The sequence below is a fragment of the Salinicoccus cyprini genome, from assembly GCF_007713705.1.
Taxonomy (GTDB): domain Bacteria; phylum Bacillota; class Bacilli; order Staphylococcales; family Salinicoccaceae; genus Salinicoccus; species Salinicoccus cyprini.
Map to the genome: position 1 here is coordinate 292,356 of NZ_VMSJ01000001.1, position 25,827 is coordinate 318,182.

The 25,827-nt window shown below is 49.4% G+C and carries 30 protein-coding genes; 26 read left to right on the plus strand and 4 right to left on the minus strand.

Features of this window, described 5'->3' with window-relative positions; genetic code table 11:
- Positions 1-181: 181 nt before the first annotated feature.
- Positions 182-2,116: an aconitate hydratase gene (locus FO441_RS01355; protein ID WP_145284696.1), complete on the plus strand. Its 1,935-nt coding sequence runs from the start codon at positions 182-184 to the stop codon at positions 2,114-2,116.
- A 52-nt stretch (positions 2,117-2,168) separates the two neighbouring features.
- On the opposite strand, the gene FO441_RS01360 is transcribed toward FO441_RS01355, so the two are convergent.
- A complete protein-coding gene (locus FO441_RS01360) occupies positions 2,169-3,209 on the minus strand; it encodes an acyltransferase family protein (protein ID WP_145284699.1) in 1,041 nt (346 codons plus the stop codon).
- Positions 3,210-3,378: 169 nt separating this feature from the next.
- Between FO441_RS01360 and nadX the strand changes: the two genes are divergently transcribed.
- The 3 genes from nadX (at position 3,379) to FO441_RS01375 (ending at position 5,604) form a co-directional block, all read left to right on the plus strand.
- On the plus strand, positions 3,379-4,158 hold the full coding sequence (gene nadX, locus FO441_RS01365; protein ID WP_145284702.1) for an aspartate dehydrogenase: 780 nt from the start codon (positions 3,379-3,381) through the stop codon (positions 4,156-4,158).
- 69 nt (positions 4,159-4,227) lie between these two features.
- Positions 4,228-4,785, plus strand: a complete 558-nt coding sequence (locus tag FO441_RS01370; RefSeq protein WP_145284704.1) for a dihydrofolate reductase family protein — start codon at positions 4,228-4,230, stop codon at positions 4,783-4,785.
- 84 nt (positions 4,786-4,869) lie between these two features.
- Positions 4,870-5,604, plus strand: coding sequence for an MBL fold metallo-hydrolase (locus FO441_RS01375; protein WP_145284707.1), 735 nt, complete (start codon positions 4,870-4,872; stop codon positions 5,602-5,604).
- 94 nt (positions 5,605-5,698) lie between these two features.
- Here the strand turns inward: FO441_RS01375 and FO441_RS01380 are convergent, their stop codons facing one another.
- Entirely contained in the window at positions 5,699-7,015 is a 1,317-nt protein-coding gene (locus FO441_RS01380) for a S8 family peptidase (RefSeq protein ID WP_145284711.1), read from the minus strand.
- Between the two features lie 201 nt (positions 7,016-7,216).
- Here FO441_RS01380 and FO441_RS01385 point away from each other — a divergent pair, with 201 nt between their 5' ends.
- From FO441_RS01385 to FO441_RS01400, 4 genes are all read left to right on the plus strand, one after another.
- Positions 7,217-7,642 carry a CBS domain-containing protein gene (locus FO441_RS01385; protein ID WP_145284715.1) on the plus strand — a complete coding sequence of 142 codons (426 nt, stop codon included), beginning with the start codon at positions 7,217-7,219 and terminating at the stop codon, positions 7,640-7,642.
- A 158-nt stretch (positions 7,643-7,800) separates the two neighbouring features.
- Positions 7,801-8,679 (plus strand): LysR family transcriptional regulator, encoded by an 879-nt coding sequence (locus FO441_RS01390; protein ID WP_145284717.1) that lies wholly within the window; start codon positions 7,801-7,803, stop codon positions 8,677-8,679.
- Between the two features lie 117 nt (positions 8,680-8,796).
- Positions 8,797-9,321 carry an acyl-CoA thioesterase gene (locus FO441_RS01395; protein WP_145284720.1) on the plus strand — a complete coding sequence of 175 codons (525 nt, stop codon included), beginning with the start codon at positions 8,797-8,799 and terminating at the stop codon, positions 9,319-9,321.
- A gap of 12 nt (positions 9,322-9,333) precedes the next feature.
- Entirely contained in the window at positions 9,334-9,696 is a 363-nt protein-coding gene (locus FO441_RS01400) for a hypothetical protein (RefSeq protein WP_145284723.1), read from the plus strand.
- A gap of 55 nt (positions 9,697-9,751) precedes the next feature.
- On the opposite strand, the gene FO441_RS01405 is transcribed toward FO441_RS01400, so the two are convergent.
- Positions 9,752-10,648, minus strand: a complete 897-nt coding sequence (locus FO441_RS01405) for a phosphotransferase family protein (protein WP_222927797.1) — start codon at positions 10,646-10,648, stop codon at positions 9,752-9,754.
- A 322-nt stretch (positions 10,649-10,970) separates the two neighbouring features.
- Between FO441_RS01405 and FO441_RS01410 the strand changes: the two genes are divergently transcribed.
- The 18 genes from FO441_RS01410 (at position 10,971) to FO441_RS01490 (ending at position 24,795) form a co-directional block, all read left to right on the plus strand.
- The gene (locus tag FO441_RS01410) at positions 10,971-11,762 is read left to right on the plus strand and encodes a LolA family protein (RefSeq protein ID WP_186365438.1); all 792 of its coding nucleotides are present in this window, start codon (positions 10,971-10,973) and stop codon (positions 11,760-11,762) included.
- A gap of 111 nt (positions 11,763-11,873) precedes the next feature.
- Positions 11,874-12,614, plus strand: coding sequence for a GntR family transcriptional regulator (locus tag FO441_RS01415; RefSeq protein ID WP_145284731.1), 741 nt, complete (start codon positions 11,874-11,876; stop codon positions 12,612-12,614).
- Between the two features lie 365 nt (positions 12,615-12,979).
- Positions 12,980-13,651, plus strand: coding sequence for a hypothetical protein (locus FO441_RS01420; protein ID WP_145284734.1), 672 nt, complete (start codon positions 12,980-12,982; stop codon positions 13,649-13,651).
- Positions 13,652-13,795: 144 nt separating this feature from the next.
- Positions 13,796-14,215: a phosphonate C-P lyase system protein PhnG gene (locus tag FO441_RS01425; protein ID WP_145284737.1), complete on the plus strand. Its 420-nt coding sequence runs from the start codon at positions 13,796-13,798 to the stop codon at positions 14,213-14,215.
- 11 nt (positions 14,216-14,226) lie between these two features.
- Complete coding sequence (gene phnH / locus FO441_RS01430; RefSeq protein WP_145284740.1) at positions 14,227-14,784, plus strand: phosphonate C-P lyase system protein PhnH; 558 nt, start codon at positions 14,227-14,229, stop codon at positions 14,782-14,784.
- Entirely contained in the window at positions 14,785-15,861 is a 1,077-nt protein-coding gene (locus FO441_RS01435; protein WP_145284743.1) for a carbon-phosphorus lyase complex subunit PhnI, read from the plus strand.
- Positions 15,858-16,700 (plus strand): alpha-D-ribose 1-methylphosphonate 5-phosphate C-P-lyase PhnJ, encoded by an 843-nt coding sequence (locus FO441_RS01440; RefSeq protein WP_145284746.1) that lies wholly within the window; start codon positions 15,858-15,860, stop codon positions 16,698-16,700. Before FO441_RS01435 ends, FO441_RS01440 begins: the two co-directional genes overlap by 4 nt.
- Positions 16,697-17,539, plus strand: coding sequence for an ATP-binding cassette domain-containing protein (locus tag FO441_RS01445; protein ID WP_145284749.1), 843 nt, complete (start codon positions 16,697-16,699; stop codon positions 17,537-17,539). Before FO441_RS01440 ends, FO441_RS01445 begins: the two co-directional genes overlap by 4 nt.
- Positions 17,540-17,554: 15 nt before the next feature.
- The gene (gene phnM / locus FO441_RS01450) at positions 17,555-18,748 is read left to right on the plus strand and encodes a phosphonate metabolism protein PhnM (RefSeq protein ID WP_145284753.1); all 1,194 of its coding nucleotides are present in this window, start codon (positions 17,555-17,557) and stop codon (positions 18,746-18,748) included.
- 2 nt (positions 18,749-18,750) lie between these two features.
- Positions 18,751-19,449 (plus strand): phosphonate C-P lyase system protein PhnL, encoded by a 699-nt coding sequence (phnL, locus tag FO441_RS01455; RefSeq protein WP_145284756.1) that lies wholly within the window; start codon positions 18,751-18,753, stop codon positions 19,447-19,449.
- Positions 19,446-20,252 (plus strand): PHP domain-containing protein, encoded by an 807-nt coding sequence (locus tag FO441_RS01460; protein ID WP_145284759.1) that lies wholly within the window; start codon positions 19,446-19,448, stop codon positions 20,250-20,252. The genes phnL and FO441_RS01460 overlap by 4 nt, the downstream gene beginning before the upstream one ends.
- Before the next feature lie 100 nt (positions 20,253-20,352).
- On the plus strand, positions 20,353-21,390 hold the full coding sequence (locus tag FO441_RS01465; protein WP_145284761.1) for a PhnD/SsuA/transferrin family substrate-binding protein: 1,038 nt from the start codon (positions 20,353-20,355) through the stop codon (positions 21,388-21,390).
- Positions 21,391-21,442: 52 nt separating this feature from the next.
- On the plus strand, positions 21,443-22,324 hold the full coding sequence (gene phnC / locus FO441_RS01470) for a phosphonate ABC transporter ATP-binding protein (RefSeq protein WP_145284764.1): 882 nt from the start codon (positions 21,443-21,445) through the stop codon (positions 22,322-22,324).
- A gap of 11 nt (positions 22,325-22,335) precedes the next feature.
- Positions 22,336-23,148, plus strand: coding sequence for a PhnE/PtxC family ABC transporter permease (locus tag FO441_RS01475; protein ID WP_145284766.1), 813 nt, complete (start codon positions 22,336-22,338; stop codon positions 23,146-23,148).
- Positions 23,148-23,969, plus strand: coding sequence for a PhnE/PtxC family ABC transporter permease (locus FO441_RS01480; protein WP_145284769.1), 822 nt, complete (start codon positions 23,148-23,150; stop codon positions 23,967-23,969). Before FO441_RS01475 ends, FO441_RS01480 begins: the two co-directional genes overlap by 1 nt.
- A 112-nt stretch (positions 23,970-24,081) precedes the next feature.
- The gene (locus tag FO441_RS12550) at positions 24,082-24,237 is read left to right on the plus strand and encodes a hypothetical protein (RefSeq protein WP_186365439.1); all 156 of its coding nucleotides are present in this window, start codon (positions 24,082-24,084) and stop codon (positions 24,235-24,237) included.
- Between the two features lie 123 nt (positions 24,238-24,360).
- The gene (locus FO441_RS01485) at positions 24,361-24,552 is read left to right on the plus strand and encodes a hypothetical protein (RefSeq protein ID WP_145284772.1); all 192 of its coding nucleotides are present in this window, start codon (positions 24,361-24,363) and stop codon (positions 24,550-24,552) included.
- A gap of 54 nt (positions 24,553-24,606) precedes the next feature.
- Complete coding sequence (locus FO441_RS01490; RefSeq protein ID WP_281287268.1) at positions 24,607-24,795, plus strand: CBS domain-containing protein; 189 nt, start codon at positions 24,607-24,609, stop codon at positions 24,793-24,795.
- A gap of 61 nt (positions 24,796-24,856) precedes the next feature.
- On the opposite strand, the gene FO441_RS01495 is transcribed toward FO441_RS01490, so the two are convergent.
- Positions 24,857-25,693, minus strand: a complete 837-nt coding sequence (locus FO441_RS01495; protein ID WP_145284778.1) for a YsnF/AvaK domain-containing protein — start codon at positions 25,691-25,693, stop codon at positions 24,857-24,859.
- Positions 25,694-25,827 lie beyond the last annotated feature (134 nt).

The window sequence follows — 25,827 nt, forward strand, 5'->3', positions numbered from 1 at the left end:
TTATATACTGTGCTAAAAAAGTCTACAGCTCGAGGAGCCGATGAGTTTGGGACAGACAGTATTTTTGAGAGCTCAGCAACAGTGTTTGGAATATTCAGTTTATAATTACCCGATTGGTGTAATAGTATCTGTAGAGGATGTTTACAGCAGAACGGTAAAACACTACAAGGGGGACGGGAACATGCCATTGAATGTGACTCAGAAATTGATCCAGGAACATCTGGTTTCGGGAGAGATGACGCCCGGGGAAGAGATTGGTCTGAAGATCGACCAGACGTTGACGCAGGATGCTACAGGGACGATGGTGATGCTGGAACTGGAAGCGATGGAGATAGACAAGGTGAAGACGGAAGTTTCTGCACAGTATGTCGACCATAACCTGATACAGAATGATCATCGTAATCCGGATGATCATCTATTCCTAAGGAGTGCAGCACAGAAATTCGGCGTCCACTACAGCAGACCGGGGAACGGGGTCAGCCACCCTGTGCATATGCAGGAGCTGGCGATACCCGGCAAGACGCTGCTCGGCTCGGATAGCCATACATGTGCGAACGGATGCATGGGCATGCTTGCGATGGGGGCCGGCGGCATCGATGTGACGATGGCCATGGCGGGAGAGCCGTACTACGTGGAGATGCCCCGCATCATGGGAGTGAAACTGACAGGTAGACTGCCGGACTGGGTCAGTGCGAAGGATGTGATCCTTGAGATGTTGCGCCGTCATACGGTAAATGGTGGTGTCGGCAAGATCATCGAATACTACGGCCCAGGTCTCGATGACCTTTCTGCAATGGACCGGCACGTCATCGCGAACATGGGGGCAGAACTTGGTGCAACGACATCGGTGTTCCCATCAGACAAGGAAGTGAAGCGTTTCATGGGTACGCAGGGTCGCGTGGATGAGTGGAATGAACTGAAGGCCGACGCAGGTGCGGAATATGATGATCATGATGAGATCGACCTGTCCGAACTGGTGCCGCTGATTGCGAAGCCGACCAGTCCGGATAACGTCGTGCCGGTCGAGGAGATCGCCGGGGAGGAGATCTACCAGTCATACATCGGCTCTTCTGCAAACCCGGGATACCGGGACTTCGCGATTGCTGCAGAGATTGTCAAAGGCAGGCAGATTGCGAACGGCATTTCTTTCGACATCAATCCGACATCACGCCTGCTGCTCCAGCAGCTGGTGGAGAACGGACATATCGGCAGCCTGCTGACATCGGGTGCCAGACTGCACCAGGCAGGCTGCAACGGCTGTATCGGCATGGGCCAGGCACCGGCGACAGGGCGGAACAGTCTCAGGACGACGCCGCGGAACTTCCCGGGACGCTCCGGCACGAAGGAGGACAGTGTCTTCCTGTGCAGTCCCGAAACCGCGGCCGCCTCTGCACTGAGCGGTGTCATTACAGATCCGCGCACACTTGATATGGAGCATCCCGAAATAGCGGAGGCGGCAGCCATCAAAATGGAAGAAATGCTCGAAGCTCCTCCGGAAGATACGAGCAGTGTAGAAATCACGAAGGGGCCGAACGTCACATCCATTCCTGATTTCGATCCGATCGAGGACAACTTCGATATGCCGGTGCTGCTCAAGATGGCGGACAATATCTCGACGGATGAAATACTCGCCGGTGGATCGAGGGTACTGCCATTCCGCAGCAACATTCCAAAAATCAGCACGTTCGTATTTGAAGGCATCGATGAGACATATACGGAAAGGGCGGAGGAGAAGCTCGAAGAAGGCGGGCACATGATTGTAGCCGGCAACAACTATGGGCAGGGATCCAGTCGTGAGCATGCGGCACTCGCCCCCCGGTATCTCGGCTTGAAAGTGGTGCTGGTCAAGAATTTTGCCAGAATCCATCTGCAGAACCTCATCAACTTCGGTATTCTGCCGCTGACTTTTGTGGACGCAGAAGACCATGGGAAGATTGAACAGGAAGATGTCATCGAGTTCAGAAATGTCCATCAGGCCATCCGGGATGGGAACACATTCACCATCCGGCTGAAGAACTCCGGCGAAGAGATTACCGTCAGGCACAGTATGACCAGTCGCCATCTCGATATACTGCTGGCCGGCGGCATCATCAACTGGGCAAAGCAGCGCCAGTAGCATAAAATGAAAAGCGTTCATGCGCGGTGGGATATCTCACCTTGCATGAACGCTATTTTTTTACTAAAGGATGTTTCAAATATCCTTCCCGTCTGTCCTTATGCATACTGAGCAGTACACTTTGACTTGGCTTCTCGATGTACTGGTGGATGCCGTAGGCGATCAGGACACTCGCCAGGAATGGGACAAGGATATAAGAGATGTTCAGGAATCCGGCGGATTCCATCTTGTAGATGATGACATAGCCGATGTTCTGGTGGACCAGATACAAGGGATAGGATATGGCACCAAAGAATAGCAGTATCCGGGAGTTCAGCCACTGCATCCTGTTCATCAGTATCAGCTGGAAGAGGATGACGAACAGTATGGAGAACAGCCCATTTGTGACCCCTTCAAAGATGAAGTCGTATCCGATGGCCAGGCCGATCATGTAAAAATACTTTTTGTGATTACCATTTTGCCATATGCCATAGAACATCATGCCGATGATGAACATCTGACTGTAGTTGGACATTGAATATTTTTCAATGAAAGCCGTCATATCCGTTGCAAGAACGGTGTTTGCCAGTTGGATCACAGCAGATGCAGCAAGCCAAATAATCGCAATCGACATTGTTTTCTTTGCCAGTCCCATGGACAGGAGAATGGCCATGATGACATAGAAGGTCATCTCGACTCTGAGTGTCCAGTATACACCGTCGACATTTTTTACAGTCGGTATGAAGTCCTGCAGCATCGTCAGGTTGACCATTGCTTCCGGGAATGTCGTTCGAAGGGATTCCGCTGAAGCCAGGGAAACGATGAGAAATGTCAGCGCAACAGAAAACATGTATGCCGGGTACAGTCTGATTGACCGTTTTATGGCAAAATCGGACACGGATTTCACTTTCATCAAAGACATATATATGACGAAACCGCTGATGATGAAGAAAAGCTGTACGCCATAGTGGCCGAAGGTGAACAGGTCGATCTGTCCCCATTGTTCATGACCGAATTTTTCATCGTAGTAGACGGTATAATGATAGAAAACAACAATCAGAGCAGCTAGACCGCGCATTGAATCCAGCTCAGTAAATCTTTTACGCTGTGACATGGAATGACCTCTCATCATTTCGTGATTTAGAGTTTATACCCGCGAACAAGATAACTATACATTTCATTATTATTACAATCTGATGGCAGGTCCTTCGATTTAAATGTATGCCTTCATCCAGTTTGGGTAGAGTAGAAATGGATACTCAAATGACGAAAGGATGATTGCCATGAATATAGGAATCATTGGGGCAGGTGCGATAGCGAACGTAATGCTTGAACGGGTCAATCATGACGCGCATGAAAATCTGAAGATTACGAATGTGCTTGTCAGAGATAAGGAGAAGTACCAGCATCTTGAGAAGGACTTTGATGTACAGCTCCATGCCGATCTGGATGCATTTCTGGCCTCGGACATGGATATTGTTGTTGAAGCGGCGAATGTTGAAGTGGCAAAATCGGTGCTGCCGCAAGTGCTGGGCGAGAAAGATGCGATGCTGATAAGTGTCGGTGCACTGGCCGAAGGAAAATTTGTCGCTCAGCTGATGCAGATTGCGAAGAAACATGATACGACACTGCATCTGCCGTCCGGTGCCATCGGAGGTCTCGATCTCCTGCAGAATGCCCAGGCTTACGGAGAACTGGAGAGTGTCAAACTGACCTCTCGGAAACCGGCAGCTTCGCTGACCTATGAGACGACGGAGGCGGAAAAAGCGGTCTTTGAAGGGAAGGCGATCGATGCCATCAAGCATTTCCCGAAGAACATGAACGTTGCAGTCATCCTGGCCATGGCCGGCATCGGTATGGAGCGGACCCAGGTTCTGCTGATTGCCGATCCGCGTACCGATAGAAATACTCACCATATCGAGGTGAAAGGCGCATTCGGCAAAGCTTCATTTACAATAGAAAACAATCCGCTTCCTGAAAACCCGAAAACGAGTTATCTTGCTGCCATCAGCATACTTGGCACACTGGAAAGAATAAACCGCAATTTTGTTATCGGTGGATAGCACAGTTGTTCAGACCAGCTCCAGCAGGGGCTGGTCTCTTTTAGAATGAAACTGGATGGAGGTTCATATATGGAAAATGAAAAGCGTCGGGTCGTGCTTGATCTGGCTGTAACGCTCGATGGGTTTATTGAAGGGGAGAATGGGGAGATCGACTGGTGCATCATGGACCCGGATATGGATTTCACACATTTTCTGGACTCGATCGATACGATCCTTTATGGGAGAAAGAGCTATGAACTGGCTGAAGCACTCAGACCCGGAACGGATGCTGATGAAGAGGAAGTTGAAATGTGGCGGATGATGGACGGCATGGAGAAGTACGTGTTTTCGAGAACACAGGACCACTCACACGATAATGTAGAATATATTAATGAGAGCATTCCTGAGATGATCGATGAATTGAAGCAGCAGTCTGGAAAAGACCTCTGGCTGTATGGGGGTGCTGAACTGATTACAGCATTCATCAATCAAGGCCTTGTCGACGAGTACCGGCTGTCCGTCCATCCGGTGGTGCTCGGTACAGGCAAGCCGCTATTCAGTAATCTTGATGAGCGTCTGAACCTGGAACTGAAGGATACACGTGTATTCAAATCCGGTGTCGTACAGCTGATCTATGCCAGGGGGTAGCGCACGCTCGATGGGGAAAAGTTTGAACGCCGCCCCATGAGGTTAGAAGAAAATATACTATATTGATGAAGCGGAGGCAGTGTTATGAAATGTACAGTCGTCGGCATGTGGGGCGGTTTCCCGAAAAAGAACGAACCGACTTCAGGCTATCTGGTCGAGAAGAACGGATTTTCGATACTGCTTGATGCAGGGAGCGGGGTGGCAGCACATGTACAGAATTATATCGACCTGAATAATCTGCACCATATATTCCTTACACACTATCATTACGACCATTCTGTCGACATCGGATCATTCCTGTTCGGACGCATGATCAGTACGCAGCTCGGCAAAGTGGATAAGACGCTCAACTTCTATGGTCCCGATGACAAAGGTGTGAAGGATCAGGTGAACAAAGTGAAGAACAGTACGTTCCATCCATACGGTAGGGACAGCACCTTCAAAATCGGCCCGTTCTCTATCACGTTCCATAAGAATGCCCATTCGGTCGAAACCTACGCCATGCGGGTTACGGATGATGAGGGGCATGTACTGGTCTACACCGCAGACACCAGCTACCGGAAGAGCCTTGTCCGTTTTGCTGAAGATGCGGATGTGCTCATATCCGAATGCAGTCTGTACGCTGGTGAAGACGGGGAGAAGATGGGGCATATGAACGCCGAGGAAGTCGGCGGACTGGCGGCCAAAGCAGGCGTGAAAAGACTGATTCTGTCCCATCTGCCACACTATGGCAACCTGGATGACCTTGCCGCATCAGCAAAAGCAGCCGGCGGGGAGAACGTTTCTCTTGCGAAAGCGGGCATGGTGATAGAAGTGTAAAACGAAGCTGTATTATGGTAACCATGGATAATGGAGATAGCCGACCGGTTGAGAATTCAACCGATCGGCTTATTAGTTTTCGAGAGCAGTGGGATTATGATGACTGACTGTCCACTGAAGCGGATTGACGACGGTTTTCCGCGTACCGGAGTGCCATTTCGACGGCGCTTTCTGCATTGATATATCCCCATTGATTGCCGAATACCGGCTCACCGGTCATCTGCAGTATGCTCTTTACATCATTTGGACTGAGACTGGGATTGGCTTCAAGCATCAGGGCGATGACACCGGCGCATACGGGTGTTGCCATTGAGGTGCCGGACATCTGGATATAATTTTCCTCAATGACCTGGTCGGCGAATTGCGTTTCGGCAGCAGACCCTGGTGCAAGCAGGGAGATGATATTCTTGCCGGGTGCATAAATATCAGGCTTGATCAGCTGATCGATGGTCGGTCCACGGCTGGAGAAATCGGCGATTGTATCATCAGCGCGTTCGACCGTATCCCGGTCGTCTGCTGCACCGACTGTAATGATGAATGGATTGATGGCCGGTGTGCCGATGGTCGATGGCGCCGGTCCATCATTTCCGGCAGCAGCACAGACGATCATGCCGGCATGCCATGCCTCCTGGGCTGCAAGTGAAAGCGGATCGTTCCGGTAGGACTCAAGTGCCTTGGAACCGAGAGAAAGGGAGAGGATCCGGATATCATATGCGTCTTTATTGTTCATGCACCATTCGATGCCAGCAATGATGTGGGACAGGTTGCCATTGCCGGTACCATCCAGCACTTTCACACCAACGATGGCAGATTCAGGTGCCGGACCTTTGAATTGTCCATCAGACAGTGCACCATTGCCGGCTGCGTCCCCAGCACAATGAGTCCCGTGTCCATTGTCGTCATAAGGTTCAGTCTGTCCATTGATTACATCATGGAATGCAATAATGCGGTTGTCAGGAGTCGTCAGATCGGCATGGGGATGGACGCCTGTATCAAGCACCGCAATGGTGACACCTTTCCCGCTGAGATTGTGTTCTTCCCTGACTTTACCGCTTCCGATCTGGGAATCCGTAATATCAAGATACGCCGAAACAGGCCGGTCATAATAGATTCTTTCGATGGCCTGATGGTCCTTGATCTCTTTGATCTTCTCGGGCGTCAGCCGGCCTTTTGTGCTGTTGATGATGCGGATCTCCTGCTCCAGATGATTATGGGAATCGATATTGCACTGCTTGAGCAGATCATCTTTTTCATCTTCGCCGCAGCGACTTCTGTACTTTATGATGACGGGTATTTCGTTGCTGCTTGCTGTCTGGACGGTGCTTCTTCGGCTGATGCGCAATTGTTCGATCAGACCGGGATCCAGTCTGCTGCCACTCTCTTCGAACCAGATTCTTTGTCTTCTGTTCATTTTGTGTTCCTCCCTGTATCCGATGGCTACGAATAGCCATTGAATCTTTAGTATGGATAAGTGTTTCTCGTTAATTTTCATAATACAGTTAATCAAACATTCTGAAAACTGATGAGGCTTTGAAAAAATGGTTAAGTGCTTTTGGAACGTGGTACATATAAAACATGCAAGATGAATGCAGATCAGAAGGAGGCATTATTGATGAAAGTCAGTGAGATTATGACGACTGAAGTCGAAACATGCGGACCTGAAACGACAATCCAGGAAGTCGCGTCAAAAATGATGGAACTGGATGTAGGCTCCATCCCTGTTACAGAAGGTGGCAACCTGAGAGGCATCATCACAGACCGGGATCTGGTCATACGCGGTATTGCTGCCCAGTTTTCACTCGACACACCGGTAAACCGCATCATATCATCCGACAATATAACCGGCACGCCCGATATGGACGTGGAAGAAGCGGCAAACCTCATGGCACAGCAGCAGATTCGCCGTCTACCAATCATTGAAGATAACAAAGTCGTAGGCATCGTGTCCCTTGGTGACGTAGCAGTGGACGAAGAAGACCCTGAGGACTCTGAAATCGCCCTCGAGGAAATTTCCAAACCGGCTGAACCAGATAAATAGAATCGTATGCATGAGCGTTCCGGGGTAAGCACCCCGGAATTTTTTTGTGATTGCGTATCTTTAAAATAATATGATGTGCCTACACTGATATTGTTTTAAAATGAAGAAATACCGCTTGGTAGACCAGTCTTTTATACTATATGGAAAGGGGCCTCGACATGGACATCAAACATATGAAGTATTTTTCCGCCATTGTAAAGTATGGCAGCATGACGGAAGCCTCGAACCGGCTGTATATTTCGCAGCCCACCATCAGCAAGGCGATCCATGATGTGGAGGTGGAGCTCGGCATGCAGCTGTTCGACCGCAACCGCAGACGGTTTGTACTGACGGATGCGGGCAGGGTGTTCCACGGACAGTGTGAGGAAATACTGCGCCGCCATGCCGAACTGCACAGTGATCTTAAAAACATGGTCGGCATGCGCCAGGGCCAGATCAAGATGGGCCTGCCACCCATTATGGATGTGAGCCGGCTGATGAAGATCATCAAGGACTTTCATACGCTCTATCCGGAAATCACGTTCCAGCTGATCGAGAGTGGCAGCGGCACGATCGAAACGCGGCTCAGGCAGGATGATATCAATATCGGCATTGCTGTCCTGCCGACGGAAGGGGATGATTTCGATTCATTCAATTTTCTGACCGAATCACTCAGCCTCATCGTACATAAGCATCACAAGTTTGCCGGTGAACAGTCGGTTGAACTGGCTGCACTTGAAAATGAACATTTCATCATGTTCAACGAAGATTTCTATCTGAATGAAATCATAACTTCGGCATGCAAGAACGCAGGATTCACACCGAAAGTGATATCCGAGACCGCGCAGTGGCACTTCATCGAGGAGATGGTCAGTGCAGAACTTGGCATATGCATCCTGCCGAAGAGTGTCGCCTCCCTGCTCAATGGGGATTCGGTCACACTGGAGATTACGGACCCTGTGCTCAAGTGGCGGCTCGGTGTCATATGGAACCGCGACAGGTACATGAGTTTCATCGTCAAGGAGTGGCTCAAGTTCTTCCAGCAGTACTATGAGTAGGGCGCTGATACCGCTATCATAGTTTTTATCTATGGACATCATGAATAACCGCTATTTTTCACCCGGATGTCGACGTCGTATGATGGAACCATCAAGTGATTGAGAGGTATGAGAATAATGGTGGAAGCGAAAAATCCGAAAGACAGCAAGGTAATCAGTATCGACCAGGTATTTGCCAATGACCTGAACAACTATGACACGCTATTTGGTGGTGTATTGATGAAGCGCATCGACAATGTCGCCTCCCTTGCGGCAAGACGGCATGCAAGGGTGCGGGAGTGTGTGACAGCCTCCATCGATTCGATCGACTTTCTGCACCCGATCACCCAGTCGGAATCCGTATGCATCGAAGCATTCGTTTCTTCAACAGGGAAGCGGAGCATGGAAATATTCTGCAAGGTGATTACGGAAGACCTCGTAACCGAAGCACGCAAAGTCGCCGCCACCGCTTTTCTGACATTCGTTGCACTGGACGAAGAGACGAAGCGGCCGATTGCAGTACCCGGCATCATTCCGGAGACGGACGAGGAAAAGTATCTGTTCGAATCCAACGCCCAGCGCACAACGATGCGCCGGGAGCGCCGCGAACACAGCAAGGAGCTTACGACGAAGATCAGCATCGAAAAACCGTGGAATCAATAGGAGGTCGATCATATGTACGTCAATCAGAAAACCATCACCGAAGTCCAGCAGGAACTTGAAACGATCAGCATCAAAAACCCGGCACTCTACGAAGAAATCGTCCACGTCACGAGCCTGTCCCGGCAGCTGCAGGTGAAGTACCGCTATCTGGCTGACCTCATTACAGGCGGAAATCGCGAACCCGATCCGAAGTTCATCAAGGGATCTGTATTGGACATTCTTATCCAGGAAGTTCAGAAACTGCAGACCATGGAAGGGTTTGAGACATTCCTCGATCTGCTCAATCGGCACGACCATGCTGATGCACCAGAAATCTTCCTGCTCATCTTGGGTGCAAAGCCTGAATCCGTTGTGAATAATGCGATTATAAGCTGAAATAAATAAATGACAGGCCAGCGTCTCCCTGGTCTGTCATTTGTTTTGTATCCGGCTATTTATTTTCACGATACCAGCTTGGTACCACTGTATTCATATCATCATACCAGGACAGTATCTCTTTGGCCTGATTCATGAAGACTTCGATCTGCTTCTCGCCGAATGGCACGCCCCACGGCAGTGACGAGAGTGTGTTTGTGCTGATATACAGTAGCAGCAGCTTCCAGAAATCATCCGGGACATGTCCGTCGAAGTAGCCATCCACACGTCCCGCTGCAAATCGAGAACTCCTGCCCGCACACCAGACAATCCGATTGAACTCCTCCCACAGCTCCCCGACATCATGGCGATTGAAGTCGATGATATGCAGATCGAGCTCATCGTCTATGATCATGTTGCCGCAATGGTAATCCCCGTGGTGGGGCACCTGCTCTCTGTCATCAAGGAGATGCCGGTGATTTTCTATGTATTCGATGAAGAGGTGCCCTTTGTCATACTTGTATGCACATTGTTCATACATCCGGATTTTACTGTCGATCTTCCGATTGAACTTCTCCTCCCACTGAGACTCCGGCTGCCCATTCGGCAGCGCGTGGATTCTTCTCAAATACTCCCCGGCTTCAACTCCCAGATCATACTGCTGCTGACTCGTAAGTGCCGGCAGCAGTTCAGAAGCCTCCGCACCATCAATCCATTCCACCAGTATGTAGTATTTGTCATCCAATGCACCATGCTCCAGTGGTTTCTGAACCGGGACGCCGGCAGAGTCACATCTTTCAATCAGCTCATATTCTTTTATTTTCCGTTCCTTCTTCTTGATGTCAACCAGTCGCAGCAGGTACCTTTTCCCCTTATCATCCGTCAAAATGAATTTTTCATCACCCGACCAGCCCTTGTTCAGTTTCTCAATGGAAACTATGCCGAGATGGGTGAAATGGTTCTTTATGTTCAATATTTTCGCCCCCATGCCAATTTGAAAATAGTACAGAAAATTATAGCATAGTCCAAAATCATATAGTCAGTATGTGATTCCCCGAAGTTGAGTCCATCTCAATTTTGGGGGTGCTTTTATATTTAAATTCATAATGGATACTGGTATTACTGATCAATAATCAATAAATTACATAATAAAGCATACTTATTTTCTATATTTTGTAATATGTAACACGGTTTAATGTATAATGAAAATAAATAGAATAGTCAGAAAAATTAAGGGGTAGCGGGAAGCTATCAGAGGGATTAATGAACTTGCTTTTATTGAAAGGGGCAGTGGAATGAAACGATATGCCGTATCGCAGATTATGGTGATTGGGATTTTACTGCTCATGATGGTCGGGTGCACTACTCAGAATGAGAGCGAAAAGCCGGTGACAAAGAGTAAGCCGGATGTTGAAGTAGTAAAGAGCATTGAGCAGACAGCGACATTGGAGAACAGAAAAGTAGAGATGGAGGGGACTGGGAGCATCACCAAGGAGATATTGCTGCAGAACGCATCGGAGGTGGGGCAGCTATTGGAGAACTATTATATTGAATCGAGAGTGACTATGTATGCGGGGGATGAAACAGATGAAACGGTGTCCAGGGAATGGTTCTACTGGAGAAACGGAGAGCAGCATCTTCGCAAGGAAATAGAGCGGGAAGATGCACCCACCCATTATATAGTAGGGAATGACCGGGATTCGATCATCTACACGGAAGGGGATGAGATGGCGATACGGAGTGAGACCTTGGTGCAGAGCATCGACCTGCCATCTCAGGCGGACGTTGTACAACAGAGGATTGCGAGCTATAAAGAATCCCATAATGTCAGTGTAGTGGGGAAAGATGAAGTTAACGGGAGAAATGCTCATCATATGAGGTTCACTCCGAAAAAAGAGGCAATTGAAAGCGGGACTACAATAGATCTATGGATAGATTCCGAGCATTGGCTGGTCTTGAAGGAAGTGCTGAATCAGGGGGAGCGATCGATGGAGTACGAGGTGCTTGCACTGGTGGAGGGCATTGAACCGCCGATGGACCTGTTCCAGATGGATCTGCCCGAAGGCGTGGAGGTTATCGACCAATAGGATGGTCTGATCGGTTTTTGCATCGTATTATCATCATTATGGGAAACAGTTGGAGTGTGCCTATGAATGTTATATGATTACTTATGACTAGAGTACAGAGGGAGGCACATTATGACCCAGCCTGATTTCAGCGTATCCAACGAAAGCATCGTAAGGAACGCCATCCAGGAGATGATTATGAACCACGAACTGGAGCCGGGTGACAAGCTGCCGAGTGAAAACGAACTGGCGGATTCTTTTAAAATGAAGCGCATTGTCGTCAGGAATGCGCTGCTTCAGCTGGAGAAGATGGGACTGCTTGACAGCCGGCAGGGCATCGGCCGTTTCGTGAAGGAGAAGATGCCGGTCATTGAACTTGATATGACGGGAAAACGCAGTTTCTCCGGCAAGATGCAGGAGCAGGGTGTACCGTATGAAAGTCGGGTAATCTTCGCGGATTATGCGAGTGGCAAGGAGCAGGAGAAGTACCGCGCTACGCTAGGTGTTGGGGCGGATGTTTCCATATATAAGGTCGCACGGCTGCGCATCGTCAACCACGTCCCGTGTGCCATCCACATCTCCTTCATCAGGGAGGATATGGTGCCGGATATCAGCAGGGAGACGGATCAGTTGTCTTCCATTTTCAACTACTACAGTAGTAAAGGGTATACCAATCTGACGTCCGGTGGCACGCAGATCCATACGACATTTCCAACGCTTAATGAACAGAGGCAGCTCGAGTGCCTTGAACTGGTGCCGCTGATCGTCTACGAGTCCCATACAGCGGATGTCGACAGAGATATTATGCTCGAGCAGACGAGGATTCTATATCGAAGTGACTTGTTCAAGCACTCCCTTGGTTCTGTGAACTGAATTTGCTATTATATATACTTGAACCTAATCGTTATTTCTTCACGTTTTATTAGTCAACCTATTCATGAGAAGGTGAAAGCATACAAGAAATATTTATACAGTCTACACTAAGTCACGACCGTTTAAACGATATTTTAACTACCCTAACCCCAACAACAAGAGAGTGGGCCATTATTACGTGGGTTTTAATTTTTGTTTTGTTTTGTGTTTTAGCACTTATAAAAAAGAATGAACTACACACAGTTAGTTCTGTGTTTAAGATTTTCTTTAGTTATAAATTACTAATACCGAATATTATGTATTTGATATGGTTCCTACTAATCATTTATATATCTTATCAAATTAATTTATGGAATCTTCATTTATTGAAAATGACAATTTTATGGTTCTTATTTGAGGGTTTTATTCTTATATTTACTGCAAGTGAATTTAAAAAGGCAATGGACTTAAAACGTCACTTTAAATATTTTGTAGTAAAAACAATATCAATTTCTGCTTTGTTAATTATAATTATAAACACCTATAACTTTAATTATTTTATTGAATTGATATTAATATTTATGTTGCTTTGTTGTTCATTTTTTGCAGGTTTTCTGAGAAATTATAAAGGTAAGAAATACACTAGAGAATTAAATTTTTTTAATTTAGTACTTTCCATTATTGGGTTAACTCTGGTGACATTTTCTAGTATTAAATTTGTAGTGAATTTTGAGTTAATTGTCTTTATTGATATACTTCAAGAATATTTAATGCTTATAGTTTTTAGTATATGGGTCATCCCTTTCATATATTGTCTGCTAGTTTATTCAATATATGAATTGATTTGGATAAAGTTAAGTTTTTATAAGTACATACCACAACAATACAAAAATCAAATAAAATTAAGTGTTATTAAGTGCTGCCATATAAATTATGATAAGTTAGAAACTTTTTACTCAGATTCCGAATGGAAAAGCACTGCATTTAATACTCCTAAAGACGTTGAGGATTACTTTAATAAGTTTGTAAGTAGATATAACCAAAATAAAAAGGCATAGTATACTCTTCTAGCCTAGATAAAAGACTTTCTGTTAAACAATTAACAGAAAGTCTTTTATTTTACTTTTATTTTACTTACTTTACAGGTTTTTAAAATTCGCCAGCTTGGCAACAAGTTAGGATGGAGTTATGGAGGGATGACAATGGAAAGAAAACGCTGGACGTCTTTATTCATCAAATATGGAGAACAGGAAGCAATTGAGTTTTTCAATACATATCAGAGCCAGGTCGATTTCGACATCATTTCCGAACCGGCTGAAGGGCTGACGATGATCAAGGTCAGGGAGCATGCGGAGAACAGCCTGTTCTACATCGGCGAGATGCTCGTGACGGAAACGAAGATCAGGCAGGGGCAGACGGTCGGGCTCGGTGTTGTGAAGGGTTCGAATGCAAAGTTGAGCGAGGCACTCAGTTTCATCGACCTGTGCTTCAAACTCGAAGTACTTCTTGAAGCGCTCGAAGATATTCTGGCCAAGCTGGAATTGAAGGAATCTGTATTCATAAAGAGCAGGACAAATGAAATTCTCAAGACCAAAGTCGATTTCGACATGATGGCGGAATAGGAGGCAATTCCATGACAACGATGGTACATGAAACACAGCAGCATTACAGAAAGCTGATCGATCTCTTTTCAAGACCCGGTGAAATGGAAGCGGGGACGCTTGGAATACCGAACTTCACCCGGTTCTCTGATGCGGTGCTGGCAACGGTGCTGACACTGTTCGATAACGAAGTCAGTTTTTCTACGATTGAGCAAGGTGACCGCGAGGAGTTCATGACGCTGACCGGTGCAAAGGCTGCTCAAAACAGCGAGGCGGATTTTATTGTCGTGAAGGAAAGTGAACTGACCGCGGAGATGATGGAGACAATGAAGGTGGGTACGCTGGCTTCTCCCGAAAAGTCGGCGACACTCATCATCGAAGTGGAGGCGATCGGAAGCGGACATGCCTACCAGCTGCAGGGGCCGGGCATCAAGGCAGTCAATGCACTCGGCATGACGCTCGATCCGAAATGGATGGCACTCCGCGACGTGCGCTGTGCCGAGTTCCCGATCGGCATCGATCTGATACTGGTCGACCGGGAGAACCATATGACAGTCATTCCAAGAACAACAACTGTGGAGGTGGTCTAGATGGGTTATGTTGCAGTAAAAGGTGGCACGAAGGCCATCCAGGCGTCGGTCCGCATGTACAAGGACAAGCAGCATGCAGCAGGATATGAAATCGAAGTGGAGCACATCAAGGCGAACATGAACCAGCTGATCAACCAGATCATGTCGGAGGCGAGCCTGTATGACCGCGATCTCGCTGCGCTGTCGATCCTGCAGGCGGAAGGCAATATGGAGGAGGCGGTGTTCCTGCTCCGCGCGCACCGTTCGACACTGCCGCGACTCCATTATTCCACAGTGACGAATACGCGTGACATGTTTGTCGAGCGCAGGGTGTCGGCGAGCTTCAAGGACATCCCGGGTGGCCAGATTCTTGGTGCGTCACCGGACTTCACCCATCGTCTGCTGGATGACGACCAGTCATTTGCTGGAAATAAAACAGCGGAAGCCTATACGGAAATTCCGCACACCCATGCACTCGATGCACTGCCGAAAGTCATCGACTATCTCGAGCAGGAAGGTCTATTTTCCAAAAAGCCGGAAGATGACAGGGAACCGGATGACATCACGAAGCAGTCGATCGAGTTTCCAAGCTCGAGAAGCGAGCGGCTCCAGTCGCTGACCCGGGGGCAGACAGGTGCTGTCACCTCCTTGGGGTATGCCGAGATCCGTGGGTACGGCTATTCCTCCCATCCGAATATCGGGGAAGTGCGTGTCGGCCAGCAGCCGGTGCACATCGATCCATTCGATACGGGCGACGCATACTATATCGGCGACATTGAACTGACGGAAGTGGAAGCATTCATGCCGGCGGATGAAGATGACATGGATGATTTGGGCAATACGGAGAAGACATTCAAGATCGGCTACGGACTGACGTTCGGCCAGAACGAGACAAAGGCGATTGCCATGAGTGTACTCGACTACAGTCTCGAGCACCCGGTAGGGGACGCCGCGACCAGTGATGATGAGTTTGTGCTGCTGCACATTGACAGTGTGGAATCCACCGGGTTCATTTCACACTTGAAGCTGCCGCACTACGTCACATTCCAGTCTGTACTGGACCGGGTACGCCAGACGAAAGGGGAGCACGGACAATGAGACAGAATTTCGCTTTTCTTGATGAGCATTCAAAGAAGGAAATCAGAAGAAAGACGCTGAAGGCCATTTCCATCCCGGGCTACCAGGTGCCGTTCGCTTCAAGGGAACTGCCGATTGCGCGTGGCTGGGGAACGGGTGGACTGCAGCTGACACTGTCCCTGATCGGGCAGGCGGACATACTGAAGGTCATCGACCAGGGGTCGGATGAATCGGTCAACGCGGTGAACATCAGACGCCTGATCCAGGACACGACAGGCGTCAAGGACACCATCCACACAGACGCGGCGACACTGATCCAGTCCAGGCACCGGATACCGGAAGTGCCACTCAAGCCGTACCAGATTCTCGTATTGCAGGTGCCGCTGCCTGAACCACTAAGGCCGGTGGAGCCATCCGAACGGATCACCAAGCAGCTTCATGCAGATAAGGAATACAGTGGTGCCTGGCTGAGGCTTTTCGAGCAGATCATGCGCTACGGTTCCATTACGGATGATGCCGACTATCCGGTCCTTGTCGATGGCCGCTATGTCATGGCACCGAGCCCGATTCCGAGGTTCGACAACCCGAAACTTGAAGACAACGACGGACTCATCCTGCTCGGTGCCGGCCGTGAAAAGAAGATCTATGCCGTGCCGCCCTACACGAAGGTTGCTTCCCTGGCATTTGAAGATCATCCATTCGAAGTCGAATCATTCGATGATGTCACGTGCCGTGAGTCCGGACTGACTGGTGTCTATATGGATGAGCTGATCGATGAGACGACAGGTGAGACATACTATATGACGAACGATACGAGCTATATGATCGAAGAAATGAACAAGGAAGGATCTGTAAAATGAAGACAGCGGATAATGTGGCACTTTGTGTCAGAAACTTCAGCAAGCACTACGGAGAGGGATGCGCCTACTGCATGGAAAGTGATGCGGTACTGGACCGCAACATCTGCCCCGAATGCGGCACCATCCATGCATGCAGCGATATCTCATTCGATCTCCATAAAGGGGAGATTCTCGGCATCGTCGGTGAGAGTGGCAGCGGCAAGAGCACACTGATGAAGATGCTCTATTTCGACCAGGAGGCATCTTCCGGTGAATACCACCTGGCGGATTTCCTGGATGGCGAAGCGGATGTGCTGAAACTGTCGAGCCGCCAGAAGCGACAGATCAGAAATGAAATTCTCGGCATGGTGTACCAGAATCCGGTCTATGGACTGAAGATGGATTTCTCAGCCATCAGCAATATCGCAGAGAAGCTCATTGCGAGCGGTTCGCGCAATGTCGGTGACATGACAGCGACCGGTGACCATTTCCTCGGTAAGGTGAATATTCCGCTGAACCGCAAGTTTGATCCACCGGTCAATTTCTCAGGCGGCATGCAGCAGCGTGTGCAGATCGCCAAGGCACTGTCGAACTATCCACCCATCCTGCTGCTCGATGAGGTGACGACAGGTCTCGACCTGTCCGTCCAGGCGGATGTGCTCGAGCTCATCAAGGAGATCCAACGCGAACTCGGCATCAGCATGGTCGTCGTCTCGCATGACCTGGCCATCATCCGCATGCTGTGCGACCGCACGATGGTCATGCTGAACGGTTCCGTCATCGAAGCGGGCATCACCGATCAGATACTGGAAGACCCACAGCACGCCTACACCCAGCAGCTGGTATATTCAATCCTTTAAGGGAGGACACTATTTATGAAGGCAATCATCAACGGCAATATCATTACAGAAGACGAGATTCTTGAAAATTCGGCAGTCATCATCGATGAACCGTACATCGTCGATATCGTGCCGATGGCGGAATCTCAGGAGGCACTCTCCGAGGTCACGGAAGTGATCGATGCGAGGGGCGGCTACGTGTCCCCTGGATTCATCGACATCCATTCGGACTACATCGAAGGCATTGTGGCACCCCGGCCGACCTCGCTGATGGACGTTAACATGGGCATCCGTGAATCGGAACGCATATTGAGCTCACACGGCATAACGACCATGTTCCATTCACTGTCCATCTACCGTGAGGATCTGTTCGGGCATAAGCCGATCCGCGAACCCCGCAATGTGGAAAAGCTGATCCAGGCCATCGCCCGCACGCATCACGAGAAGCACCTGATCCGGCACCGGCTGCATACCCGCTTCGAACTCGATGCGATCGATATGCTGCCGATACTGAAGCAGCACATCAAAGACGGGAATGTCCATCTGCTCAGCTTCATGGATCATACTCCGGGGCAGGGGCAGTACAGAAACCTGTCCATCTACCGCGATACGATGAAAAGCTATCAGAATATGAGTGATACGGAAATCGAGCAGAAGATCGTCGAGAAGGCGGGCTATGCGCAGATCGGCTATGACGAGATGAAGGAAGTCGCGGACCTCGCTCTCGCCAGCAATATCGCTGTGGCCTCACATGATGATGACCGGACGGAACGCATCGACTTCAATGAAACCATCGGCACGACAATCAGCGAGTTCCCGATCACGATGGAAGTGGCGAAGTATGCACATGCAAAAGGCCAGCATACGATGGCTGGTGCACCGAACATCATGCTCGGCGGGTCCCATTCCGGCAATCTGAACGCCAAGGACGCAATCGAAGCCGGCTGCATCTCCATACTGTGCAGCGACTATTATCCGGCAGCGATGCTCCATTCCATCTACAAGCTGCACAGGGAATACAATCACCCGCTTGAAGACGCGATGAAGCTGATCACCATCAATCCGGCGAAAGCCGTCCATATGGACCACGAAATCGGATCGGTTGCCATCGGCAAGAAGGCGGATCTGAATGTCATCCAGTTCCACAATGACTATCCGGTCATCACCGAATGCATTGTGGACGGGGCGATCATTTCGCAGTACCACTACAGAATCGACGAGGAGGCGTAACCATGCTGCGTGTTGAAAATCTATCGAAATCATTCACCATCCACCACCTCGGCCAGACACGGGAAGCCATCAGCGGCATCAACCTTGATGTGGCAAAGGGCGGGTTCCTCGGCATCGTCGGCAGAAGCGGCAGCGGCAAGTCGACGATTCTGAAAAGCATCTACGGCACATACCGTCCCGATACAGGCAGAATCCTCTATGATTCGAGAGATCATGGCCCAATCGACATCATGGAGATCGGCGATCATGCACTGATCCACTTGAGAAAGACAGAGATCGGCTATGTTTCCCAGTTCCTGAAGGTCATGCCGAGAACAACAAGCCTCGAACTCGTCACCCAGTCTCTGCTTGAAATGGGTGTCGGTCACGTCGAAGCGCAAGCACAGGCGAAAGCCGCACTTGAACATTATGATATTCCGGAATCGCTATGGAACAACTATCCGAATACATTCAGTGGCGGGGAGAAGCTGAGGCTCAATATTGCACGGGCGACCGTCAAGGCACCGAGGCTGCTGCTGCTCGATGAACCGACCGCCTCCCTCGACAATGCATCGAAAGTGAAGGTGCGCGAAGCCATTGCCAAACTGAAAGCGGAGGGCACGACACTGGTCGGCATCTTCCATGATCTCGAATTCATGGAAGGACTGTGTGATTCCGTCTATGACATGACGAATCAGGAAATGAGGCATGCACTGGCATGAAGGTCGATCTGCACGTCCACAGCAGCCTGTCCGACGGCTCGGATACTTACCAGGCGGTGCTTGATCAGGCGGTCCGGAATGATGTCCGCATACTGAGCTTCGTCGATCATGATATGACCGGCACTTTTAAGAAGGCACTGCCATATGCCAGACAGCTTGGCATCGCGCTCATTCCCGGCATCGAGATCTCTGCATATGATTTCAAACGGGACCGCAAGGTGCATGTGCTCGGCTACAACTATGATCTGGATGCACCGCATATCCACGAGCTGTGCAGGCCACTGCTCGAGCGCAGGGATGCTCATTCCGTATGGCAGATCGAGCAGATCAGAGCAGCCGGCTTCGATGTCGATCCAAAGCGCATAAGAGGGAGACTCGAGCCCGGCCAGTCGATCTACAAGCAGCACATCATGGCGGACATTACAGACGCACATTATACTTCTGATGCATACAAGGCACTGTACCGCAGCCTGTTCAAGGGACAGGGCGCGGCTTCTGGCGATATCCGGTATATCGATATCCATGATGCCCTCCGCGCCATCCGGGCGGACGGTGGTCAGGCGGTCATCGCCCATCCCGGCCAGCTCGACAGCTATGACCTGATCGAGGAAACGGCTGATCAGCTTGACGGCATCGAGCAGTACCATCCGGATCATGATGAAGCAGACATTGGAAGAGTGGCCGAACTGTGCCGGAAGCATCATTTATTTTCCACCGGCGGATCAGACTATCATGGCGATTTCGGGGATAAAGTCAATGTTGGAATCGATAAGGATTTGTTAATGGATGATCTGTTTGATTAACGTTGTGCAAAGTTGTGTTAATAGTATGTAAATCATGTTTACCAAGTGAAATGAATCAGGTTAAATGGATATGAAAATAAAACTTAGGAGTTGTCAATTGATGAAAAAATGGTTAGTAGGTCTGGCATCACTTACTCTGGTCCTTTCCGCATGTAATAGTGAAAGCAGCGAAGGAGAAGCAAACGCATCAAGCGAAGAACCGCTGACGATGGTCTGGTACCCGAATGAATCCGGTAATGAACTCTCCGGCGCACGTGACGCAATCGGCGGCATCATCGAGGAAGCGACAGGCCGCGAAGTTGAACATGAACTGACTACCGACTACGCAATCGCAATCGAAAGTCTGGTCAACGACAATGCAGATATTGCCTTCACCGGTGCTGAAGGATACATACAGGCAAAAGAAAGAAATGACGCATTGACACCGATCGCTGTTGCTTCCGGCCCAAGTGGTACGGAAGAAGATGCCCTCTACCACAGCTGGTTCGCAACAACGCCTGAAAACATGAGTGAATATGAAACTGCTGAAGGCGAATACGGTCTGGACAATTTTGAAGGCAAGAACTTCTCATTCGTATCGACAAGCTCCACTTCCGGTTTCAAAGTACCAGGAACAACACTTGTCAGCCACTTCAGCGAAAAGGAAGGCTATGAAAACCTTGAAATCGACCAGCTTGCTGAAAGCGGCACACTTTTCGGAGAAGTAATGTTCGGCAACACGCACCAGGGTTCAGCAGTCAACCTGCTTACAGGAAAAGCGGATGTCGCAGCATTCTGTGACAGCTGTGTTGCCAACTACGTTGAACTTTCAGAAGGCGAAGCAAATGCGCCAGGTTCCATCTACACAGTCGCTGAAAATGCAGAAGCACCTTTTGAGGATCTTGCTGGCGAAGAGTTCGGTATCCTGTCTGCAACACCAGTTCTGAATGCACCATTCATCGCCAACGGCAATACAGTGGACGAAGAAACGATTACAGCCATCACGGAAGCATTCACAGCTGAAGAAGTGGCAAACAACGAAGACATCTTCCTGCCGGAAGATTCCGAAGCGAACGGCCTGTTCTCAAAAACAGCGGATGAGCAGTTTGTACACGTTGACGACGCATGGTTCGATCCAATCAGAGAGCTTGGACAATAATAAAACTTTTGAAGGGGGGCACGCCTCTCTTCTTTATTTTGGAGGGTAACAGATGAACGTAGAAACGCTGACCAGACCGGAGCAGACGACCGGGAAGAAGACGCAGGAAGTCGTCTTTCCATTTCCCGAGGAAAAGGCGGATGACACCAGACAGGCCGACAGAAACAAACCGGTCATCATGGAGATCAGCAACATCGACAAGTCGTATTCAGCAAATAAGAAAGTACTTAAAGATATCTCTTTCGATATCCGAAAAGGTGAAGTGCTTTCCATCATCGGTCCTTCAGGTGCCGGAAAATCCACACTGCTCAGGATCATCAACCGCATGATCGAACCGAATAGTGGCAGCATCCGTTTCCAGGATAAGGATACGCTCAACATGAAGGGCAGATCGCTTCGCAATATGCGTACGGACATCGGCATGATCTTCCAGCACTACAACCTTGTCGATCGCCTGAGTGTCTTTGAAAATGTACTGCATGGCCGCCTCGGCTATAAGAGCAGCCTGCAGGGCATCTTCTCCATGTACTCGGAAGCGGAGAAGGAGAAGGCTGTCGAAATCATTTCGGAACTTGGCATCGAGGAGCAGATCTACAAGCGCTGTGATGAACTGAGTGGGGGACAGAAGCAACGTGTCGGCATCGCCCGTGCCCTGATCCAGGATCCGAAGATCATCCTGTGTGATGAACCGATCGCCTCACTCGACCCGAACTCCTCCAAGATCATCATGGAGTATTTGAGACGCATCTCACGCGAGCGGGACATCACGATCATCGTCAATCTGCACCAGCTGGATGTCGCAAAGCAGTATTCGGACCGGATCATCGGACTGAACGATGGCAGCATCGTCTTCAATGATGCGCCAGAGGCAATTACCGCTGAATCAATCAATCGCATATACGGCTCGAAACTCGATGAGCTGATTGTGGAATAGGTGAGATACGGATGGAAAAAACAAGTTCAATTCACGCAAGTGATATCAATATTATAAGAAAGAAGCATATGCGGCTCTTCATTGCGGGTCTTATTCTGCTTGCTCTGATCGTCGTGACCGGCACCATCACGAACTACAACCATATCGACGGTCTCGTATCGGTACCGGCGGCACTGCAGTGGCTGTTTGCCAACATGTATTTCAGCGGCAGTACATTGAGCCGTCTGCCGACTGTTCTGCGTCTGCTCTGGGAAACGGTCCTCATCTCGATCGTATCGACGACAACCGCAGCATTCTTTGCGATGCTCTTTGCGATTGTCGGATCGAAACGTACGAGCGTCAATGGGTTTCTGATGTACTTCGCAAAGCTCGTGGCATCCATCAGCCGTAACATTCCGGTTGTCGCCTGGGCGCTCATCCTGGTACTCAGCTTCGGTACGAATGCAGCGACCGGATTTCTGGCGCTGTTTTTCGGCACATTCGGATTCCTCGTCCGGGCATTCATCGAAACCATCGACGAAACTTCCGGAGATACGGTCGAAGCACTGAAGGCGACCGGCGCGACATATCCGCAAGTCATCTCGAAAGCTGTCATCCCGGAAAGCATGCCGCAGATGTTCAGCTGGGTCCTTTTCATGATCGAGACGAACATCAGAAGTGCCACACTCGTTGGACTCCTGACCGGTACGGGCATCGGCTATCTGTTCGACCTCTACTACAAGCAGCTGAACTATGAGATGGTATCGCTCATCACGCTTGCGATTGTCGTTGCGGTGCTTGCCATTGAAGTCGTCTCCAACTGGATAAGGAGGGAAATCCTGTAATGAGCACATACGTCGACCGCAACAGTAAAGGCAACATCAAGATCAGCCGCCCGAACAAGGGTCAGATGCGATTCCGCATTCTACTCATCGCAACCGTGCTTTTCACTATCGCCGGATTTTTCATGATGGACTATAAGGGGCTCGAACTCTGGCCGGCGATTACAGGAACCATCGAGAACATCAAGGATATGTTCCTTTCGCCGCAGTTCAACCAGACTACTTTCGGCAATGCAGTATGGCAGGTCATCGTGACACTGTCGCTGGCATTCCTGTCCACAGTGCTTGGTGCCGTCCTGTCGCTATTCTTGGCATTCGGTACTGCGATGAACCTGTCGAAGCCGTGGCTCAGCAATACCATCAAGGCATTCATCACCGTTGTCAGAGCCGTACCGACAGTGCTGTGGGTACTCATATTTGCGATTGCGGCCGGACTCGGTTCCGTCGCAGCCGTCATCGGCATGGTCTTCCACTCCATCGCCTATCTGGTCAAGGCCTACTCGGAAGCATTCGAGGAGATAGATGAAGGCAAGATCGAGGCGCTTAGAGCGACGGGATCCAGCTATACCCACATCCTGTTCCACGTGGTGATTCCGCAGACGAAGTCCTTCCTCATCGCCTGGACATTCCTGAGGTTTGAAATCAACTTCGGCGTTGCCGTCGCAATGGGCGCAGCAGCAGGCGCCGGCGGCATTGGATATGAGCTGTTCATGTCGAGTGGATTCTACTACGATATGAATGAAGTCGGAGCCATCACCTACATGATTCTGATTGTTGCCATCATCCTCGAAGTCATAGCCAACAAGCTGAAGGCAGCAGCCTGATACTATAACGGAACCTTTCATATCCCCCTCGTCACGTCCTGTGGCCGGGGGTTTATTCGTAAGAATTCAGGGTATTTCTAAACAAAAGCAGCTATAACGAGGGGGGAGCACGATGTCCAGAAAAATGAAGTTCATGATGGTACCGCTGTTTGCGATTGCACTCGCAGCATGCAATGGAGAAACTGTCGAAGTGGACGAGACGGAAGTGGAAGAAGAAGAAGCAGAGGAAGAAATGGAAGAGACCGATGCAGGCAGTGAAGAAGACTAGAATGTCCTTCATTAAAGCCGAAAGAGAGTCTTGGATACCCGGATCAGCTGATTCGGGTGTTTATATGGATATGGGACGGGTACATTTCATATCAGAGTGTTTTTACGACGAGAGGTGAATGTAATGTCCAAAATACTGAGATTCATGATGATACCTGTATTCATTTTCGCACTCTCTGCATGCTCCGAGGAGGATGTCGAACTCAATCCGGATTCGGGTGGCGCCGGAGTGGAAGAAAGTGAAGGTGATGCAGAAGAAACGGAAGATAATGAAAGTGAAGATGAAACAGAAAGCGACGAGGACGAAGAAGACTAGGTTTACCAGCACCCGGACCATGAAGGTTCGGGTGCTTTTATGGTTGCTGCTCCAATGGTTAGCCTTTGCAGAGAAGTGGCGAACCTGATGGCAGTGCATCAGGTCCGGCGTCTGCCGATTGTTGAAAAAGACCGTCTTGTCGGCATCATATCACTTGGAAATGTAGCAGTGGATGAAAATGATCTATTCGGCTCGGACATTGCGCTTGGAGAGATTTCCAGGTATCCAGACTCGAAAATATAGGTCGATCAATTGAAAGAGGGCAGTGCCAGATGAATTGGCACTGCCCTTTAATATTCAGAATCTATCTTCTCCGGTCATCGTAGTGCATGGAGCTGTCATCCGTCTCTGTAATATCCACTTCTTCACGGCGGACTTCTTCTGTAATGTGCTCTTTACCGGTAACAATCTTCTTGCGGACGACGATCTCTTCCGTGACGACCCGCTCTTTGATGATGCGTACCCGTTCCTCAGTAAGCGGAATGCGCATGACACCATCTTCGTCATCTGAATCATCCCTGCTGTATGCTTCCAGTGTCGGTGCGCCTTCAACCGGCAGTCTGTCCACAGTCACCTCTTCACGATCGACCGGCACGTCGAATTCCTGAAGTTCAGTCACCACATGCTTATCGATGCCGACTTCGCCGACTTTGACATTCCGCTTATCGATATTCAATCTCTCTTCATGAAGCGGCATTGTCTCTTCCGCAGATGATGAAGACCTGTCGGCAGTGAGATCCGCTGTTGTGTGATCTGCTGTATGGGTGTCCTCATCCCTGTAGGTATAGCTGCTGCCTGTGGTTCTTGGATTCTCATCTACAGCACCTGTCCGCTCATCGATGTGCAGCAGCAGTTTGCCATCCATCAGTGCAGACTTGTACTCCTCCTGCTCCTTTGGCGACAGCTGCATGCTGTTCATCACCTGCTGTTCAGGGTCCTCATCAGCAAACCAGGCAACAATCCTGTCCCAGGTGTCCGCTTCAGTACTTTTCTTGTTCACTTCCAGATACTCGAGCTTCGTGCCCTCGAGGCTCTCCCGGGAGATTACAGTCATCTGATCTTCCCGCGTGCCATTAAGTTTCAGGTGCTCTATTCTGCCAAGCAGATCCGTCTCACTTGCGAATGATTCTATTCTTCCCATATATTACGCCTCCAATGTCTACTAGTGCTTATCTGATTTAATAGTTAAATACCCCTGAAGCTATTTGTTAAACGATTGGATGCAAGGGAGTGAGACTGCTTGGTGTCGATCAGTACATCTGCTTGATGCGGATT